The organism is Maledivibacter halophilus (assembly GCF_900167445.1).
Classification (GTDB): Bacteria; Bacillota; Clostridia; order Peptostreptococcales; family Caminicellaceae; genus Maledivibacter; species Maledivibacter halophilus.
Genome location: NZ_FUZT01000008.1, coordinates 120,607 through 139,609, shown reverse-complemented (window position 1 = coordinate 139,609; position 19,003 = coordinate 120,607). Strand labels below are relative to the sequence as shown.

General features: G+C 31.2%; 18 protein-coding genes and 1 other annotated feature. All 18 genes read left to right on the top strand.

The genetic code is table 11. The annotated features are described in order from the left end of the window. The first annotated feature begins 188 nt into the window (after positions 1-188). The 18 genes from yqfC to B5X81_RS15965 all read left to right on the top strand — a co-directional run bounded on the left by yqfC (position 189) and on the right by B5X81_RS15965 (position 18,870). Positions 189-470 (top strand): sporulation protein YqfC, encoded by a 282-nt coding sequence (yqfC, locus tag B5X81_RS16045; RefSeq protein ID WP_079493133.1) that lies wholly within the window; start codon positions 189-191, stop codon positions 468-470. Positions 471-482: 12 nt separating this feature from the next. Next, positions 483-1,679: a sporulation protein YqfD gene (gene yqfD, locus B5X81_RS16040; protein WP_079493131.1), complete on the top strand. Its 1,197-nt coding sequence runs from the start codon at positions 483-485 to the stop codon at positions 1,677-1,679. A gap of 2 nt (positions 1,680-1,681) precedes the next feature. Then, a complete protein-coding gene (locus tag B5X81_RS16035) occupies positions 1,682-2,659 on the top strand; it encodes a PhoH family protein (protein WP_244282124.1) in 978 nt (325 codons plus the stop codon). Between the two features lie 33 nt (positions 2,660-2,692). Next, positions 2,693-4,798 carry an HD family phosphohydrolase gene (locus B5X81_RS16030; protein WP_079493128.1) on the top strand — a complete coding sequence of 702 codons (2,106 nt, stop codon included), beginning with the start codon at positions 2,693-2,695 and terminating at the stop codon, positions 4,796-4,798. 5 nt (positions 4,799-4,803) lie between these two features. Continuing rightward, positions 4,804-5,259 (top strand): rRNA maturation RNase YbeY, encoded by a 456-nt coding sequence (ybeY, locus tag B5X81_RS16025; RefSeq protein ID WP_208985079.1) that lies wholly within the window; start codon positions 4,804-4,806, stop codon positions 5,257-5,259. A gap of 74 nt (positions 5,260-5,333) precedes the next feature. Further along, a complete protein-coding gene (locus tag B5X81_RS16020) occupies positions 5,334-6,032 on the top strand; it encodes a diacylglycerol kinase (protein WP_079493127.1) in 699 nt (232 codons plus the stop codon). Positions 6,033-6,108: 76 nt separating this feature from the next. After that, positions 6,109-7,386 carry a hemolysin family protein gene (locus B5X81_RS16015; protein ID WP_079493125.1) on the top strand — a complete coding sequence of 426 codons (1,278 nt, stop codon included), beginning with the start codon at positions 6,109-6,111 and terminating at the stop codon, positions 7,384-7,386. Positions 7,387-7,411: 25 nt separating this feature from the next. Then, positions 7,412-8,488: a DUF3048 domain-containing protein gene (locus tag B5X81_RS16010; RefSeq protein WP_079493124.1), complete on the top strand. Its 1,077-nt coding sequence runs from the start codon at positions 7,412-7,414 to the stop codon at positions 8,486-8,488. Positions 8,489-8,506: 18 nt separating this feature from the next. Further along, positions 8,507-9,394, top strand: coding sequence for a GTPase Era (era, locus tag B5X81_RS16005; protein WP_079493122.1), 888 nt, complete (start codon positions 8,507-8,509; stop codon positions 9,392-9,394). A gap of 84 nt (positions 9,395-9,478) precedes the next feature. Continuing rightward, positions 9,479-10,867: a magnesium transporter gene (gene mgtE / locus B5X81_RS16000; RefSeq protein ID WP_079493121.1), complete on the top strand. Its 1,389-nt coding sequence runs from the start codon at positions 9,479-9,481 to the stop codon at positions 10,865-10,867. A 142-nt stretch (positions 10,868-11,009) separates the two neighbouring features. Further along, on the top strand, positions 11,010-11,162 hold the full coding sequence (locus tag B5X81_RS27550; protein ID WP_170917464.1) for a hypothetical protein: 153 nt from the start codon (positions 11,010-11,012) through the stop codon (positions 11,160-11,162). 4 nt (positions 11,163-11,166) lie between these two features. After that, a complete protein-coding gene (gene recO, locus B5X81_RS15995; protein ID WP_079493119.1) occupies positions 11,167-11,919 on the top strand; it encodes a DNA repair protein RecO in 753 nt (250 codons plus the stop codon). Between the two features lie 20 nt (positions 11,920-11,939). Beyond that, on the top strand, positions 11,940-12,440 hold the full coding sequence (locus B5X81_RS15990; RefSeq protein ID WP_079493118.1) for a DUF4342 domain-containing protein: 501 nt from the start codon (positions 11,940-11,942) through the stop codon (positions 12,438-12,440). A gap of 61 nt (positions 12,441-12,501) precedes the next feature. Next, positions 12,502-12,673, top strand: a binding site (T-box leader). A gap of 64 nt (positions 12,674-12,737) precedes the next feature. Then, positions 12,738-14,135: a glycine--tRNA ligase gene (locus tag B5X81_RS15985; protein ID WP_079493116.1), complete on the top strand. Its 1,398-nt coding sequence runs from the start codon at positions 12,738-12,740 to the stop codon at positions 14,133-14,135. A 155-nt stretch (positions 14,136-14,290) separates the two neighbouring features. Beyond that, positions 14,291-14,929: a helix-turn-helix transcriptional regulator gene (locus B5X81_RS15980; protein ID WP_079493115.1), complete on the top strand. Its 639-nt coding sequence runs from the start codon at positions 14,291-14,293 to the stop codon at positions 14,927-14,929. A 19-nt stretch (positions 14,930-14,948) separates the two neighbouring features. Beyond that, on the top strand, positions 14,949-15,764 hold the full coding sequence (locus B5X81_RS15975; protein ID WP_079493113.1) for a pyruvate, water dikinase regulatory protein: 816 nt from the start codon (positions 14,949-14,951) through the stop codon (positions 15,762-15,764). Between the two features lie 38 nt (positions 15,765-15,802). Next, positions 15,803-18,436 (top strand): pyruvate, phosphate dikinase, encoded by a 2,634-nt coding sequence (ppdK, locus tag B5X81_RS15970; protein WP_079493112.1) that lies wholly within the window; start codon positions 15,803-15,805, stop codon positions 18,434-18,436. A 245-nt stretch (positions 18,437-18,681) separates the two neighbouring features. Continuing rightward, positions 18,682-18,870, top strand: coding sequence for a hypothetical protein (locus B5X81_RS15965; protein WP_079493110.1), 189 nt, complete (start codon positions 18,682-18,684; stop codon positions 18,868-18,870). Positions 18,871-19,003 lie beyond the last annotated feature (133 nt).

Sequence of the window (19,003 nt, the reverse complement as noted above, 5' to 3'; positions counted from 1 at the left end):
AATTTATTTTAAATCTCATTGTTGTTTATATATAACAAGTAATAGAGGAATATGTATAAGCATAGAATTAATAATAGGATTTGTTGTTGGTTTAAATTCCCATAGAGAATGACATAAAGCTTAGAACTAACCACTCAGAACTTAGAACTACAAAGGGATTTTCCCCTTTGTCTAAGGAGGATATAAGCATGAAGGAAGATAAAATATACAACATTAAAGAAAAAATGTCCAATATATTAGAAATACCTAAGGATATTTTGCTGGACCTTCCCAGAATAACCTTTGTAGGAAATTTATTGATGAGCATAGAAAATCATAAAGGTATTATAGAATATTCAAGTGAATATATTCGAATCGGTATAAAGGATGGAACCATAAAATTGTCAGGTATAGATCTTATGATAAAAACAATTACTGCCGAAGAAATTATAGTTTCTGGAAAGATAGTATCTATAGATTTTTTTAAGTAGAGGTGTAGGAATGTGTTGATTATTAAAATTTTAAATTTTTTTAGGGGATATGTTGTATTTAAGCTTGAAGGACTTAATTTAGAGAAAATTTTAAATTTGGCAGCTAATCAAGATATATATTTATGGGATATTCGTAGAATAAATTATACAACGATAGAGGGAAAAACAAGGGCTAAAGGATATAAACAATTGTGCAAGATATTGAAAAAAACTGGCTGTAGAGGGAAAATACAATTAAAGGTTGGTTATCCTTTTTTAATTTTTAGATTAAAACGAAAAAAAATAGTTGCAGTGGGATTCATTATATGTTTATTATTAATTATTGGTATCACATCTTTTATATGGGATATTGAGATTAAAGGGAATATTAATATATCCAAGAAAGATATGTTAACAACCTTAGGAAAATCAGGAGTGAAAACAGGAGTTTTTAAATACAGCTTAAATAAAACTGATATAAAAAATAATCTATTGATTAATTATGAAGATTTGGCATGGGTAGGTGTAGAAGTAGAGGGAACTAAAATTAAAATTGAAGTAGTTGAAAAGGAAAAGGATCCAAATATAATTAATGAAGAGACTCCATGCCATATTGTGGCTAAAAAAAATGGTATAGTAGAAAGAATCATTGCCAGAAATGGAGATGCCATGGTAAAAAAAGGTGATATAGTAAGACAAAATCAAATACTTATTAGTGGTAAAATAGAAAGAGAGGAAGGTATATTACGTTTAGTTCATTCATCAGGTGAAGTATATGCCAGGACATTTTATGAAAAAACAAAGGAATTACCTATTTGTGAAGTAACAAAAGTAAAGACAGGCAGGAAGCATACTAAAAGGATTTTCAAATTTGGAGAATCTTCCTTTACTATATCTAAAGACGAGATACCCTTTGATAAATATGTTATTAGAGCAAGAAATAAAAGTTTAGCAAAATGGAGGAAAATTGAGATTCCTGTAGAATTTGTAATTGAAGAGTATTTTGAAATTATAGAGAAGAAGAGAAAGGTTCCAGAAGATATCCTTAAAAAATCAATTAAGGATTTCCTAATGGTTAATCTTACTAAGGAAATACCTGAGGATGCACAGATAGTTAAACAGACAATAGACTATAGAAAAAATGGTTCTAATTTGTGGGGACGTTTGACAATTGAAGTAATAGAATCTATTGGAACTAGGCAAAGATTTGAAATACAAGAGGAGGAGTAATTTTGGAAGTACAAAATGAAAAAAGAATTAAAATAGAAAATATAGATTTTTTAGATGAATTGTTTGGAAACTTAGATGAAAACATTAAAATAATAGAAGAAAAATTTAATGTTAATATTGTATCAAGGAATGGCGATTTAGTAATACTAGGAGATGAAAATAAAATTAATATAGCAGGTGATGTATTAAAAAAAATGATTAAAATGATAGAAGCTGGTGAAAATCTAGATAGACAAAAGATAATTTATACTATAAGCCTATTTAATCAGGGTAAAGAAGATAAAATTGATGAATTAATGGATGATATAGTTTGTATTACTTCAAAGGGGAAGGCTATCAAGCCTAAAACCATAGGTCAAAAAAAATATATAGAGGCAATTAGAAATAGAGATATAGTATTTGGAATAGGTCCAGCTGGAACAGGAAAAAGCTATTTGGCTGTTGCAATGGCTGTTAAAGCTTTTAAAAATAGGGAAGTTAGCAGAATAATTTTAACTCGTCCAGCCGTTGAAGCTGGTGAAAGTTTAGGATTCTTGCCTGGAGATTTGCAAATGAAAGTAGACCCTTATTTAAGGCCCTTATATGATGCATTATATGATATTCTTGGTGGGGAAACTTATTTGAAGTATAAAGAAAAGGGAATGATAGAAGTTGCTCCTCTAGCATATATGAGGGGGAGAACTCTAGATGATTCCTTTATAATTTTAGATGAAGCACAAAATACGACTCAAGCTCAAATGAAGATGTTTTTGACCAGAATTGGTTTTGGATCCAAGGCTGTTATAAATGGAGATATTACACAAATGGATCTGCCCAAGGGAAAACAATCGGGACTTAGGCAAACCATTAAGGTTTTGAGTAATATAAAGGGAATAGATTTTATATATTTAACCGATAAAGATGTAGTAAGACATGGCTTAGTACAAAAAATAATAAAGGCATATGCTGCATTTGAAAACAAAACAAATAAGAAAAGATAAATATGAGATTCTCGATAAAAAGGGGGCTAACCTGTGTCTTTATTAAAAAAACTGGACAAGCTTGCAAGAAAAAGCTTAATCAATAGAGTTTTTAAAAGTAAGAAATTAAATATAATTATCTTATCTCTATCATTTTTTATAATCATATTTTTTTCTTTCTACACTACTGTATCGCCAAAACAATATGATATAAAAATTGGTGAGCCTGCTCCTTCTGATATTAGAGCACCAATTGATATAGAAGATAAGGAAGCTACGGCAAAGGAAGTTGAAAGAGTAATACAAGGTGTAGAGCCTAAACAGGAGATTGATCCAACTATTCAGATAAATATAAAGGATAATATTGAAATTTTTTTCAAAAAGCTTTATGAATTAAGAAATTTATCTGAAGAGATGAAGGTTGATACTGATGAGAATATTAAATCAATAGAGGAATATAATGATTTTAATTTGACTAGACGTGATTTAATCATATTATTGAATTATAATGAAGAAAGTGTTAAGAAGCTTGAGGGAAATACCTATGAATTTATTATGCAAATAATGACAACTGGTATAAAAAAGGAAGAACTGGAAAATAAAAAGAAGAAAATTGAAGAATACTTTATGTCTTTAGATGGAATTTCTAAAAACTTAAAGACTATTGGAATAAAAATAGTTAATAGTTCAATTAAGGAAAACACCTATTTAGATCAAAAATTAACCCAGGAAAAGATTAATGAGGCAATAAAGCAAGTTGATAAAGTGTTTATAAAAAGGGGCCAGATTATAGTTAATGAAGGAGAAGAAATTACAGAAAAGCACTATAAGCTTTTAATGGAAGCCGGTTTAGTGGATGAAAAAAAGGAAAAGGATATGAAGCCACTAATAGGAGTAATTGTTATTATTCTAATCTTAGAGCTGATAATTCTTTCCTATATATATTTATTTAATGAAAAATTAGTTAACAAAATTTCCAATATATATTTAATTGTAATAGTTTTTCTAATAGTGTTTCTTATGTCGAAGCCCCTTAGCAGTATTTCAAGCTATCTTATACCGGTGGCATCATCATCAATGCTAATAGGAATACTGTTTACACCAACTATAGCTATTGTATTAAATATTTTTTTAACTATATTGGTAACTTTGGCAACAAGAAATAGTCTTATAGTGTTTATTACATTGCTGATTAGTGGAACAGTTGCTGCAATAAGCACGACAAATACTCATCAAAGGTCTAAAATTATTATTTCGGGTTTAATTGTAAGTTTTACTAATATGATTCTAATAACAGGTTTTGGTTTGATTAATGGATTTGGAGCTAAGGTTATTTTAATTGATGGATTTTATGGTATACTAAATGGTGTGTTTTGTTCTATATTGACAATAGGCTCTCTACCCCTATGGGAGTATATGTTTAATATTTTAACACCTATTAAGTTATTAGAGCTGTCAAATCCAAATCATCCAGTACTTAAAAGATTATTAGTAGAAGCGCCGGGGACTTACCACCATAGTATAATAGTTGGAAACTTAAGTGAATCTGCGGCCCATGCAATTGGATGTAATAGCTTACTTGCAAGGGCTGGGTCTTACTACCATGATATAGGAAAATTAAAAAGACCTTATTTCTTTAAGGAAAATCAGCTTACTTCAGACAATCCCCATGATAAGATTTCTCCTTACCTGAGTTCAAATATTATTAGAAGTCATGTACAAGATGGGGTTATTCTGGCAAAGGAACATAAGATTCCTAAAGATATTATCAATATAATTGAGCAACATCATGGGGAAACTCTGGTGAAGTTTTTTTATCATAAGGCCTTAAGTGAAAAAAACGAGTCTAAGAGTGTAGATGCAAGTGATTTTAAATATAATGGTCCAAAGCCTAAGTCTAAGGAAGCGGCAATCGTAATGATAGCTGACTCTGTTGAAGCAGCTGTTAGAAGCTTGTCTGAACCAACAAGGGATAATATCGAGGAGCTTGTTAAAAAGATTATAGAAGGGAAGTCTAATGAAAAGCAGCTGCAGGATTGTGATTTAACCTTTAAAGACCTAGAAACTATTAGAGTTGTCTTTATCAATACATTGATGGGTATATTCCACGAGAGAATTGAGTACCCTGAAATAAAAGAAGAAATGGAGGCTTCAAATTGATTAATATCGACATTATAAATAAACAAGACATTATCAAATACAATGATGAAATAAATAAAATATTAGAAAAGGTTGTTAAGAAATCATTGGAAGTTGAAAATATTGACAATAATATTGAAATAAGTATTTCTTTTGTTGATAATAATGAAATTAAGCGTTTAAATAAAAATTTTAGGGAAAAAGATGCAGAAACCGATGTTTTATCTTTTCCCCAATACGATAATCAGGAATTATTCAGGGATCAAAATAATATAGTAGTATTAGGTGATATAGTAATATCTTTAGAAAAGGCTAAGGAGCAGGCAGGTGAATATGGACATTCCTTTGAGAGGGAAGTGGCTTTCTTAACTGCCCATAGCATGTTTCATTTACTTGGATATGACCATGATAATGAGGAGAATACTAAAAGTATGAGGGTTAAGGAAGAAAAAGTATTGGAATTGTTAGGAATATTAAGGTGATTACTTAATTTCCTTAATTAATTATATAAATTAAATATTCTATAGTATAATATGGAATAATAATGGAGAATATTATGAAAACCAAAAAAATATTTGATAGCTTTAATTATGCTTTTGAAGGCATTATTTACACATTAAGAACTCAAAGAAATATGAGAATACATTTTATTATAGCTATATTGGTACTATTTTTCAGTATATTTTTTGACTTGTCAAAGATGGAAACTATAGCAGTTTTTATAACAATCTCCTTGGTTATAGTTACTGAGATGATAAATACATCTATAGAAGCCACTATAGACCTTATTACTGATAAATATCATGAATTAGCTAAAATAGCTAAAAATGTTGCAGCGGGAGCTGTACTGATTTCTGCTGTAAACTCCATAATTGTTGGATATATAGTATTTTTTGACAAGCTTGATAAGCTATCCACTATTTTTATTCATAAAGTGAGAAATATGCCAATGAATATAGTATTTGTGAGTTTATTAATTGTTATTTTCATTGCTATAGGTATTAAAGCCTATTTTAAAGAAGGAACTCCATTAAGGGGCGGAATGCCCAGCGGCCACGCTGCTGTTTCTTTTTCTATTTTCATAGCAATAGCTTTTTTATCACAAAACACTTTGATAATAACATTGGCATTTATTTTAGCCCTTTTAGTAGTTCAAAGTCGTATTGAATCTGGAATACATTCTTTGATACAAGTTTTGGTAGGTTCTTTATTGGGAGCTTTAATAACTTTACTTATATTTAATCTTGTTTATTGAAATAATTATATTATAATAAGGGGGTAGTATTTACTACCCCATATTGCTGGAGCTATATTAAATAGGAGGAAGAGTAGTGGATTACTCTATTATTTTAAGATTAGTAGTTCTAATTGTGTTGCTGTCATTATCCGGATTATTTTCTGGTGCTGAAACATCATTGTCATCTTTAAATATAATAGGCATTAAAAAGCTTAAAAGAAAAGGTGTTAAAGAAGCTAAGATTTTAGAAAGACTTCTAAATAAATCTCCTAAGATATTAGCAACAATATTGATAGGTAATAATATAGTAAATATTGCTGCAACAGCCATTGCAACTGAACTTACACTAAGTATTTTTGAAGGAAAGCAGGCTGGACAAGCAACCTTTTTAGTAACTGCAATTATGACTGTTTTGATTTTAGTCTTTGGAGAAATTACACCTAAGACATATTCTTCCTATAATGCAGAGAAGGTTGCAATGAAGTTGGGAAGACCATTGGAACTGCTTTCAGTAATATTTGGTCCTATTCTACTTGTTTTAAATAAAATAACTGGGATAATTATTAGAAGCTTAGGAGGAAATACAAGTAACAATCGCACTATGGTTTCAGAGGAAGAAATAAAAACCTTAGTAGATGTTGGTGAAGAAGTAGGAATTATTGAAAAGCAAGAGAGAGAAATGATAGAAAGCATTTTTGAAATTGGAGATATTAAAGTTACAGAAGTTATGGTTCCTAGGATTGATATAGTATATTTAGAAGAAGATGTGTCCATAGAGAATGCTATAAAGAAAATAATTGAATTTGGTTACTCAAGGATTCCAGTTATTGGAGAATCAATTGACAATGTTATTGGAATAATTTATGCCAAAGACCTTCTTTCATGTTATTTAAAATCTAACAAAGAAGAGCTTAATATAAAAAGATTAATGAGGCCTGCCTATTATGTGCCGGAAAGTAAAAAAGCAGCCGATCTATTAAAGGAAATGCAGCTTGAGAAGGTACATATATCTATTGTATTGGATGAATATGGCGGAACTCTGGGGCTTGTAACGATTGAAGATATTTTAGAGGAGATAGTAGGTGATATTTTAGATGAATACGATGATGAAAAGAGCTTGATAGATTATAAGGATGAGAATATTATAATTGTTAATTCCAAAATATCCATAGAAGAAGTAAATGATATTTTGGAAGAAAATTTGCCAGAAGATGAATTTGAATCTTTAGGGGGATTTGTATTTAATTTAATTGGAAAAATCCCTAAGGAAGATGATATTATACGATATAATAATATTGTATTTAGAGTTTTAGAGGTTCAAAATCGAAGGATAAAAAAGATAGAAATAAAAAATATGAATAATGATGAATAGTTTAAAGAACAAGGGGGACTAAAAAATGAAAAAAGTATTAGTTGTAGTATTAACACTTTCATTACTAATTGGCTGTTCTAATAAAGAGGCTTCCAATAATAAGGAAGAGGTTTCTACAGACGGCGTCATACAGGAAGAAACAGAAGAAATTGTCATTAGCGATGGTACAAATGATGAAAAAGCTGAAGAAGAAATAGACATGGAAAATAAAATAAAGTCACCTTTAACTGGAGAGTATATAGATAAGGAAAGACTAAATGATAGGCCAATAGCAGTTATGTTGGATAATTTATATAAGGCTAGACCACAGGCAGGGCTTAGTGAAGCCGATGTAGTATATGAAATACTGGCAGAAGGAAATATAACCAGATATTTAGCAATAATTTATACTAATAAGCCGGAAACAATTGGACCAATTAGAAGTGCTAGACCATATTTTGTAGATAAAGCCTTAGAGTACGATCCCCTATATGTTCATGTAGGAGGAAGTGAACAGGCTAAAAAGGATATAAAAAATTTAAAAATGGCTGATGTTGACGGTCTATCAAGTGGAGGAGATGTATTCTGGAGAAAAAGCCATAAACCAAAACCTAATAATATGTATTCAAGCTATGAGGCCATTACTAAGGAAGCTAAAAGAAGAAAATACAACAAAACTGGAAGCTTTGAAACCTTGAAATTTAATGAAAAGGATACTGAAATAGAAGGTGAATCATTAATTGAGATAAAAATCCCCTATAGAGATGAAAAATATACTTCTGGATTTAAATATAACAAAGAAGAAGGTTTATACTATAGATATGTTAACAATAAAGCCCATTTAGATGAAGCTTCAAAAATTCATTTAAGTGCAAAAAATATTTTAGTGCAGTACGCAGATCAAAAAGTAATTGACAGTGTTGGAAGACTTGACGTAGAGCTTATAGGAGAAGGTAAGGGATTATACATAACAAATGGAAAATATATGGAAGTAAAATGGAAAAAACCTTCTAGAAGGGATATTACAAGATATTATGATTTAAATGATAAAGAAATAAAATTGAATCCGGGAATTACATGGTATCAGGTTGTTCCCAGTAATTTGAAATTAATAATGAAATAAAAATAGGTGGTGACGAGTTTGGCTTATAAGTCAGGATTTGTAACAATAATTGGAAGACCTAATGTTGGAAAGTCTACGCTGATAAATAATATAGTTGGCCAGAAAATACTAATTATGTCAGATAAACCCCAGACTACTAGAAATAAAATTCAAACCATATATAATAGTGAAGATTCCCAAATAGTGTTTTTAGATACACCGGGAATCCATAAGCCTAAAAACAAATTGGGAGAGCATATGGTTAAAGCAGCTAAGGAAACCTTAAACGAAGTAGATGTTATAGTTTTTTTAGTTGATGAGTCTAAAACTATTGGACCGGGAGATAAGTATATAATAGAATTGTTAAGGGATGTAAAAACCCCAATTATACTTGGAATAAATAAAATTGATGAAATAGGGCCCGATGATTTTAAAGATATATATGATAAATATAAAGAAATTGGTATCTTTGAAAATATTATGGGCTTATCAGCAATAAATGGAAACAATGTTGATAAACTTGTAAAGGAAATAGTTAATAGATTGCCTGAAGGACCCATGTATTTTCCCTCTGACATGATTACTGACCAGCCTGAAAGATTTATAGTATCAGAAATTGTAAGGGAAAAACTCCTTCACTATCTTCATGAGGAAGTTCCCCATGGAGTTGCAGTTATTGTAAATTATATGAGAAAAAGAGAAGATAAGGATATAGTTGATATAGATGTTACAATATACTGTGAAAGGAATTCTCATAAAGCGATAATTATTGGGAAAAGTGGAAGAAAAATAAAAGGTGTCGGGAAAAGTGCAAGGGAAGAAATTGAAAGACTTCTTGGATCTAAAGTATTTATGGAGATATGGGTAAAGGTAAAAAAAGACTGGAGAGATAAAGAGAACCTTTTAAGAAATTTTGGATATGAATAAATTATATTCCCTCTACTCATAAAGAGAATTTATGACATTTGCTAGTACAATTTATTCATTGACGCTTTAAGGGGGAAAGTAATTATGACAAAAAATACTGATGAAAATGTAATAGAAGAAAGAATCCATACAGTAGAAGAACTATTAAATAGAAATGAAGATTTAAAAATAAAAGAATTTATTGAAGAAATGCACCCAGCAGATATAGCTGAAGTTCTTTTTGAACTCAATGATGAGGATCAAGTGAAATTTTTTAGCATTCTTTCATGGGAACAAGCAGGGAAGGTATTAGAGGAAGTTAATTCAGAAACCTTTCTTGAATTTCTTGGAATATTAAGAAGAGAGCATAAGATTCTATTATTGGAGCAAATAGCACAGGATGATATGGTTGATCTCATTGCCGAGCTTAGTGAAGAAAAGAGAAAGGAAATAATATCTCTTTTAAATCTAGAGGATGCTAAGAGTGTTAGGGAGCTCCTTGTTTATGATGAGGATACAGCCGGCGGTATAATGACCAAGGAGTTCATCAGTGTTAGAAAGGATATAACTATCTATCAGGCCATAGAAGATTTAAGGGAGATGGCTAAGGATGCAGAAACTATTTATTATGTTTATGTAGTTGATAAAAATAAGAGACTTGTAGGAGTACTTTCATTAAGGGAGTTAATTATAAGTAGACCCAATAATATTGTTGAAGATATAATGCATGAAAATGTTATTAGTGTAAATTTGAAAACAGATCAAGAAGATGTGGCCAGAGCGGTTTCAAAATATGATTTATTGGCTATTCCAGTAGTTGATGATAATAATAGAATAATGGGTATAATAACTGTAGATGATATAATTGATGTTATTGAAGAAGAAGCCACAGAAGATATATATAGATTTGCAGGAGCATCTGAAGTTGAGGATCTTGAGCATTACAATATTTCAGAGAGAATATTTGCCTCTGTAAAATCAAGATTACCATGGCTTATAATAACTGTATTTGGAGGATTGTTATCGGCCCAGGTAATAGGTGGTTTTCAAGAAGTTCTTAATAAAAATACTGTATTAGCACTTTTTATGCCCCTGCTTGCTGGTATGGGAGGAAATGTAGGCACACAATCATCCACCTTAACTGTACGAGGTATAGCAATGGGAGATATTCAAGGAAAAGAGGTTTTAAGGACTTTATTTCAAGAGGTTTGTATTGGATTTTTAGTTGGTCTATGCTGTAGTATTATAGTGGCTATAGTTTCTTTGTTTTTTATACAAGGAGAAATAATTTTAAGTTTTGTAGTGGGAATTTCAATGTGGGCCAATATGATAACTGCGGCTACTATTGGTACTTTAGTTCCCATAATATTTAAAAAAATAGGTGTTGATCCTGCTGTAGCATCTGCTCCATTTATAACTACCACTATTGATATAACCGGTTTATCCATATACTTTACACTGACAACTATTCTTTTGTCAAGGCTAGTTTATTAGATAAAAGTTATTTTAAATAACAAAATTTTCTTTGTATATATACACCTCTTTATAACAGAAAATAATTATATGGGGAAGTTGTATAATTGCCTTTATAATTTATGACTTTTTTAAATAATAACTGTTAGAAGGGGGTATAAGAATGTATAAAGATAGTTTATGGAATCTATTTCTAATGACAGGTGATGTGGAATATTATTTGGAATTTAAAAAGAATAAAGACTTAGAATCATTTAGTGAAGAAGAAAATAAAAATATGGAATTTACCTATGATCAGAATAATTTCTTGAGGTGATGTAATGATATATAAGACCGATGCTGTGGTCTTAAGGAAAAATAAAATATCTGAAGCAGATGTAATACTCACACTTTTTACAAGAAAGCTTGGAAAAATAAGGGCTGTTGCAAAGGGGGGAAGAAAACCTAAAGCAAGTCTTTCCCCTGCTTCCCATATATTTGTTTTTGGCGAGTTTGTATTGGTTAAGGGAAAAGAATTAGATAGAATTTCATCTGCGGATATTCATGAATCCTTTTATAGTATAAGAGAAGATTTATCAAAGCTTGCATATGCTTCATATTTTGCAGAGCTTTGTGATACTGTTACAGTGGAAGGAGTTACTAATAACAGACTTTTTGATACTTTTTTAAAAGCATTAAGCTTAATAACCCATGTAGAAGATAATTTTGAACTTATTAAGCTTGCTTTTCAGTTAAAACTCCTAGACTATTCTGGATTTCGTCCCGAATTAACTAAATGTATAGAGTGTAATGGGAAAAAATTCAAAAAAATCAGATTCAATATTGAACAAGGTGGAATAATATGCGATAATTGCTTTAATAAAAGTAAAGGAAATGTCATTTTAATAGATTTAACTATGGTAAAAATCATGAGATATATCTTAAAAACAGATATAATAACAATATCAAAAATAAAGTTGAATCCTTTAACAATAAATAGATTAAGTTATATTATAGATAAATATATATTATTTCATCTTCAAAGAAAATCTTTTAAGAGTCTGGAATTTTTAAATACTATTAAAAAAATCTAAAAAAATAAGAGGTGATTTTTATGGAATTTACTTTAGAACAAGTAGATGAAGTGAGAGAAAGAACTGGTGCTTCTTATGGAGAGGCAAAAAAAGCATTAGAAGAAACCGATGGTGACGTTTTAGAAGCTATAATTTATATTGAATCAAATCAGCAAAAGAAAATTAAAAACAATATAGGTGACAAAGGTAATGAAGTTATTGATAAGCTTAAGGAAATAGTTAAGAAAGGAAATGTAACAAAGATTTACTTAAGAAAAAATGGAGAGACTGTGATGAATATACCTGTTACAGCTGGAGCTATTGGGGCTTTAGTTTTTCCTCCGGCAGCAATAGCTGGTATTGTGGCAGCCCTTGCTAGTGGATGTAGATTGGAAATACTCAAAGATGATGGAGAGATAATTGATATAAATGACATCACTGAGGATGCAATACATAGTGTTAAAGGAAAAGTAGGGGAAGCCAGGAGTAAATTCAGCAGAAAAAATAGAAAAGAAGAAGTAGATGAAGATGAGATAGAGTAAATATATTTCTGTTTTTACTGTTTACAAAATTAAGGTGTTATGGTAAAATCAATAAAAATGAATATAGGCTATGATAGAGAAGAGTAACTTTGAATATTACTTTAGAGAGTCGGTGATGGTGAAAATCCGGTATAATATCTTAGTGAAGGGAGCTCTTGAGCTGTACTGTTTAAAGTGGGTGTTGTATACGCCAAACAGGGTGGAACCGCGGAAGTAAACCTTTCGTCCCTTACGGGATGGAAGGTTTTTTTATATTTAAATAAAAAAACAAATTATATATTCTTAGGAGGTATAAATATGGCAAAAAAAGAACGAAGCACTATGGATAAGATTGTTTCACTATCAAAATCAAGGGGATTTATTTTTTCCGGATCTGAAATATATGGCGGGCTGGCTAATACTTGGGATTATGGTCCTTTAGGTGTTGAGCTTAAAAATAATGTTAAAAAGGCATGGTGGAAAAGATTTATACAGGAATCACCATATAATGTTGGATTAGATGCTGCTATTTTAATGAATCCGGAAACCTGGGTGGCTTCTGGACACGTTGGCGGATTCAATGATCCTCTTATGGATTGTAAAAAATGTAAGGCCAGGTTTAGAGCTGACAAATTAATAGAAGAGTATATTGATAAAAAAGAAGGAGAAGAAACAATAGTAGATGGTTGGTCAAAGGAAGAAATGGAGAAATATGTAGCTGACGAAAAAATAAAATGTCCGGAATGTGGTCAAGCGGATTTTACAAATATAAGACAGTTTAATTTAATGTTTAAAACATATCAAGGAGTTGTAGAGGATTCTCAATCAGAAATATTCTTAAGACCCGAAACTGCCCAGGGGATCTTTGTTAACTTTAAAAATGTACAAAGATCATCTAGAAAAAAAATCCCCTTTGGAATTGGACAAATAGGAAAATCCTTTAGAAATGAGATAACACCGGGGAACTTTATATTTAGAACTAGAGAATTTGAGCAAATGGAACTTGAGTTTTTCTGTAAGCCCGGTGAAGACCTGCAGTGGTTTAAATACTGGAAGGATTTCTGTAAGAAATGGCTTTTGGATCTTAATATGAAGGAGGATAATATTAGACTTAGAGACCATTCACCTGAAGAATTATCCCATTACAGTAACGCTACAACAGATTTTGAATATAAGTTTCCCTTTGGATGGGGAGAATTATGGGGTATAGCAGATAGGACTGATTATGATTTAAGACAGCATGCAGAGCATTCTGGAGTTGATTTGAGCTATCAGGATCCATCAACCAATGAAAAGTATATACCATATTGTATTGAACCTTCCCTTGGAGCTGATAGGGTAACACTGGCATTCTTGATTGATGCTTATAAAGAAGAAGCGTTAGAAGATGGCAATGAAAGATCAGTTCTTAAGTTTCATCCAGCATTAGCTCCATTTAAAGCAGCTGTTTTCCCTCTTACTAAAAAGCTTAAGGAAACAGCATTAGAGGTATACAATAAGCTTTCAAAGAAATTTATGATCGATTATGATGAATCCGGAAGCATAGGCAAAAGATATAGAAGGCATGATGAAATCGGTACACCTTTATGCATAACAATTGATTTTGATACTACGGAAGATAATAGTGTAACAGTAAGAGATAGAGATACAATGGAGCAGGTAAGAATTAAGATTGATGAATTAGAAGATTATATTAATAAAAAGATCGAATTTTAATAATAATACACAAAAAGGGTAACAATTAGGTTATCCTTTTTTATATTTCAAAATATTATTCAAAAAAATAAAAAAAAATAATAAACTAAGAGACAAAATTAATGGTATAGTATATAATATATAAAAAATAGTATAACATAATAAGCAAAAATGAGGTGATTACTATAGAGTTTAGTAGTCGACAGAAGAAGATAATAGAAATTGTAAAGGAAAAGGAGCCTATTACAAGCGAAAATATTGCAGAAATTCTAGAGCTGACCAGAGCAACATTGAGGCCAGATCTTGCTATTTTAACCATGTCTGGAATGCTTGAGGCAAGACCAAAGGTAGGATATTTTTATACAGGTAAATCACCTAATCAGGAAATCTTCAATAAGGTAAATGAAATTAAGGTTGGGGAAATAAAATCTGTTCCTGTTGTTGTAAATGAAGAGACATCAGTATACGATGGAATAGTTTCTATGTTTCTAAATGATGTAGGAACCATATTTGTTATTTCAGATGGGTATTTGACTGGTGTTGTATCTAGAAAGGATTTTTTAAAATCCTGTATTGGAAATATGGATATTAACAACGTTCCCATAGGTGTAATAATGACCAGAATGCCAAATATAATAACAGTTTATCCAAATGAAACTGTACTGGAAGCAGCCAAAAAAATTATTTTGCATGAGGTGGATAGCCTGCCAATAGTCGATAAGGAAATAATTGATAATAAGGAGTACTGTAAAGTAATCGGAAGAATATCAAAGACCAATATTACCAGGCTGTTTATAGAAATAACAAATATATAGAAAATGGAGGAGATAAAATATGGATGAAAGGTTATACATATATATATTATCTGATTCAATAGGAGAAACTGGAGAACAGGTTGCAAAGGCAGCAGTAGCTCAATTTAAAGACCTAGATTATAAATTGAAAAGATATCCATATATAACTGAGAAGGAACAAGTGATAAATATAATACAAGAAGCAGCTGGCTTAAAATCAATAATAGTTTTTACCACTGTGATTAAGGAGATAAAGGAAACAATAATTATTGAATGTGAAAAGAAAGACTTGGAATATGTAGATATTATGTCTCAGCTTTTAAATTCCTTCTATAATGTTTTAGGAAATGAACCAGTAAATGTGCCAGGCACAATGAGAAGATTAGATGAAAGATATTTTAATAGGGTAGAAGCAATTGAATTTGCTGTTAAATATGATGATGGAAAAGATTCAAGGGGGATTAAGAAGGCTGATATAGTATTAATTGGGGTTTCAAGAACCTCAAAAACTCCTTTAAGTATGTATTTAGCCCATAAAAATATAAAGGTAGCCAATGTACCAATAGTACCGGAGGCGCCATTGCCTGAGGAACTGTTTGATATATCACCTAAGCGCATTATGGGGCTTACGGCAAACCCAATAAAATTAAATGAAATAAGACAAGAAAGATTGAAGGCTTTGGGACTTAGTAATAATGCTTCATATGCTAATTTGGATAGAATTTTAGAGGAACTTGAGTATTCTGAAAAGATTATGAAAAAGCTTGGCTGTCCAGTTATTGATGTTTCCAGTAAGGCTGTGGAGGAAAGCGCCAGTATCATAATGGAAATAATGAGGGAAAATGATTTGTTATAAGTATTCAAATAAATTTTAAAGATTAGGAGGAATAAGAAATGAAGAAATATATCTATTTCTTTGATGAAGGCAGTAAAGAAATGAAGTCACTGCTTGGAGGCAAGGGAGCAAATTTGGCGGAAATGAATAAAATTGGATTGCCGGTACCCTGGGGATTTACAATTACTACTGAAGCCTGTAACAAATATTATCAAGATGGAAAGAAGATAACTCCTGAATTAAAAGAAAAGATTTTCGAAAATCTAGATAAGCTGGAACGCAAAACTAATAAAAAATTAGGAGATAATGAAAATCCATTATTGGTTTCAGTAAGATCAGGATCAGTAATATCCATGCCTGGTATGATGGATACGGTTTTAAATTTGGGATTAAATGATGAAACAACTGAAGGTCTAGGAAGACTTACAGAAAATCCACGATTTGCCTATGATAGCTATAGAAGGTTTATTCAAATGTTTGGGGATGTTGTTTTAGGAATAAGCAAGTATAAATTTGATAATATATTAGATTCAGTAAAAGAAGCAAACGGTGCAGAAAATGATACTGACCTTACAGTGGATAATTTAAAGGAGATAGTTGACAAATACAAAAGCGTTGTTAAAAAAATAACAAATATAGAATTCCCCCAGGATCCTAAAGAACAATTAATGATGGCTGTTATAGCCGTATTTGATTCATGGAATAATTCTAGAGCCATTGTTTACAGAAACATAAATGATATACCCCATCATTTGGGAACTGCAGTTAATGTGCAATCTATGGTATTTGGCAATTTAGGAGAAGATTCAGGTACCGGTGTTGCATTTACAAGAAACCCATCTAATGGAGAGCAAAAAGTATTTGGAGAATTTTTAATTAATGCCCAGGGAGAAGATGTTGTTGCTGGAATCAGGACTCCTAAGGCTATAGAAGAATTAAATAATATTATGCCTAAAGTTTATGATCAGTTTATGGAGGTTACAAAAACTCTAGAAGGCCATTATAAAGATATGCAGGATATTGAGTTTACTATTGAAAGGGGTAATCTTTATATATTACAGACGAGAACTGGCAAGAGAACAGCAAAGGCTGCTGTTAATATTGCAGTTGACATGGTAAATGAAGGAGTAATAAATAAAGAAGAAGCTATTATGAGAATTAACCCAGAGCAGATAGACCAGCTGCTTCATCCAACTTTCAAACTAGAAGAATTAGAAAAGGCTCAAAAAATAGCCAAAGGATTACCGGCTTCTCCAGGGGCAGCAACTGGAAAGGTATATTTTACTTCCGAAGAAATAGTAGAGGCCTCTAAAAAAGGAGATAAGACTATTCTTGTAAGGCTTGAAACATCACCGGAGGACATTGAAGGTATGGTAAGTGCAGAAGGTATATTGACATCAAGGGGAGGAATGACTTCCCATGCAGCAGTTGTTGCAAGGGGAATGGGTAAATGCTGTGTGGCCGGCTGTGGAGAAATAAAGGTTGATGAGAAAAAGAAACTATTTAAAGTTGGAGATATAGTAATTAAAGAAGGTGAATACATCTCATTAAACGGGAATACAGGTATTGTATATAAAGGAATTGTAAAAACTCAGGAAGCAGAGTTGATTGGAAGCTTTTCCAAGATAATGGAATGGGCAGATGAAATTAGAAAGCTAAAGGTGAGAACCAATGCCGATACACCAAGGGATTCTGAGATGGCGGTTAAATTTGGTGCAGAGGGCATAGGTTTATGCAGAACGGAGCACATGTTCTTCAAGGATAATAGGATTTTAGCTGTAAGAGAAATGATTGTGGCTAAAACAACTGAAGAAAGGAAAAGGGCACTGGATAAGCTTCTTCCTTTTCAGCAGGAGGATTTTATTGGTATATTTGAGGCTATGGGTCCTAGACCTGTAACAATAAGACTTCTTGATCCACCTTTACATGAATTTTTACCCCATAAAGATAGTGATATAAAAGTATTATCAGATGAACTTAATATGGATTTTAACAAACTAAAGGAAACAGTGGAAGATTTGAAAGAAATTAATCCAATGCTGGGACATAGAGGTTGTAGACTTGCAATTACTTATCCTGAAATCTATGAGATGCAGGTGAAGGCTATCATCTTAGCGGCAATTCATCTTAGTAAGGACAAAGGAATTGATGTAAAACCTGAAATAATGATCCCCCTTATTGGGCATGAAAAAGAGCTGAAGATAATAAAGGAATTAGTTAAAAATACTGCTGACCAAATCATTAAAGATAATAATGTTGATTTACAGTATAAGATTGGTACAATGATTGAAATACCAAGGGCTGCTTTAATAGCAGACTTAATTGCTCAGGAAGCAGAGTTTTTCTCCTTTGGTACCAACGATTTGACCCAAATGACTTATGGTTTTTCTAGAGATGATTCCGGTAAATTTATAAATGAATATAGACAAAAAGAGGTATTTGAGAAAGATCCATTTGCTAGACTGGATCAATCAGGTGTAGGAAAGCTTATGGAGATGGCTGTAAAGCTTGGAAGAGAAGCAAGAAAAGATATAAAACTTGGTATATGCGGTGAGCATGGTGGAGATCCAGAATCAATAGATTTTTGCCATAGGATAGGGCTTGAGTATGTATCTTGTTCACCCTTTAGAGTTCCAATTGCAAGATTGGCAGCAGCTCAAGCTGTTATTATCAACAAAGATCAATCAGAATAAAATTTTAAAATAGCAGGGTTAAGGTTTTTAAAACCTTCTATATCAAGGGTTTGTCAGCTTTAACAAAAAATATAATATGGGTATTGTCACTTAGTAATTTTAAGAGGCAGTACCCTATTTTTTTATATTAATTCGGCTCAATTTTTCTATGATTTTCATAGACATGTTTATTAAGGGGATAATATAATCTAGAGAGGCAATATGAAAGAAGGAGAATTTATTATGGATCGAGGAAATCGGATAGTATGTGGTTTGCAGTAATTATTCATGCTTCACATAATTATTTTATACAGTCTGTATTTGATCCTATGACTATTGACCGAGGTATGACACGATTTTTTGCCACAGAATTTGGTGCAGGATTAGCAGTTGTTTACATTCTTATGGGTATATATTTTTGGAAAAAGAGTAACCATCTACAAATAGATAAATAATTTATTTTTTTATATACATTGTTTTGTAATTAAAATTTAAAAAACTTTTAGGGAGGATATTATATCATTATTGTTGTATATATATAATTGAGGAAAAGAAAAATTGTTTGCTTTTTTTTATATTAGAAATGGT

Coding starts and splice junctions, on each gene's coding strand:
- yqfC (WP_079493133.1), top strand. CDS start 189: ATGAAGGAAGATAAAATATACAACATTAAAGAAAAAATGTCCAATATA.
- B5X81_RS16020 (WP_079493127.1), top strand. CDS start 5,334: ATGAAAACCAAAAAAATATTTGATAGCTTTAATTATGCTTTTGAAGGC.
- B5X81_RS16010 (WP_079493124.1), top strand. CDS start 7,412: ATGAAAAAAGTATTAGTTGTAGTATTAACACTTTCATTACTAATTGGC.
- mgtE (WP_079493121.1), top strand. CDS start 9,479: ATGACAAAAAATACTGATGAAAATGTAATAGAAGAAAGAATCCATACA.
- B5X81_RS27550 (WP_170917464.1), top strand. CDS start 11,010: ATGTATAAAGATAGTTTATGGAATCTATTTCTAATGACAGGTGATGTG.
- recO (WP_079493119.1), top strand. CDS start 11,167: ATGATATATAAGACCGATGCTGTGGTCTTAAGGAAAAATAAAATATCT.
- B5X81_RS15990 (WP_079493118.1), top strand. CDS start 11,940: ATGGAATTTACTTTAGAACAAGTAGATGAAGTGAGAGAAAGAACTGGT.
- B5X81_RS15985 (WP_079493116.1), top strand. CDS start 12,738: ATGGCAAAAAAAGAACGAAGCACTATGGATAAGATTGTTTCACTATCA.
- B5X81_RS15975 (WP_079493113.1), top strand. CDS start 14,949: ATGGATGAAAGGTTATACATATATATATTATCTGATTCAATAGGAGAA.
- ppdK (WP_079493112.1), top strand. CDS start 15,803: ATGAAGAAATATATCTATTTCTTTGATGAAGGCAGTAAAGAAATGAAG.
- B5X81_RS15965 (WP_079493110.1), top strand. CDS start 18,682: ATGTGGTTTGCAGTAATTATTCATGCTTCACATAATTATTTTATACAG.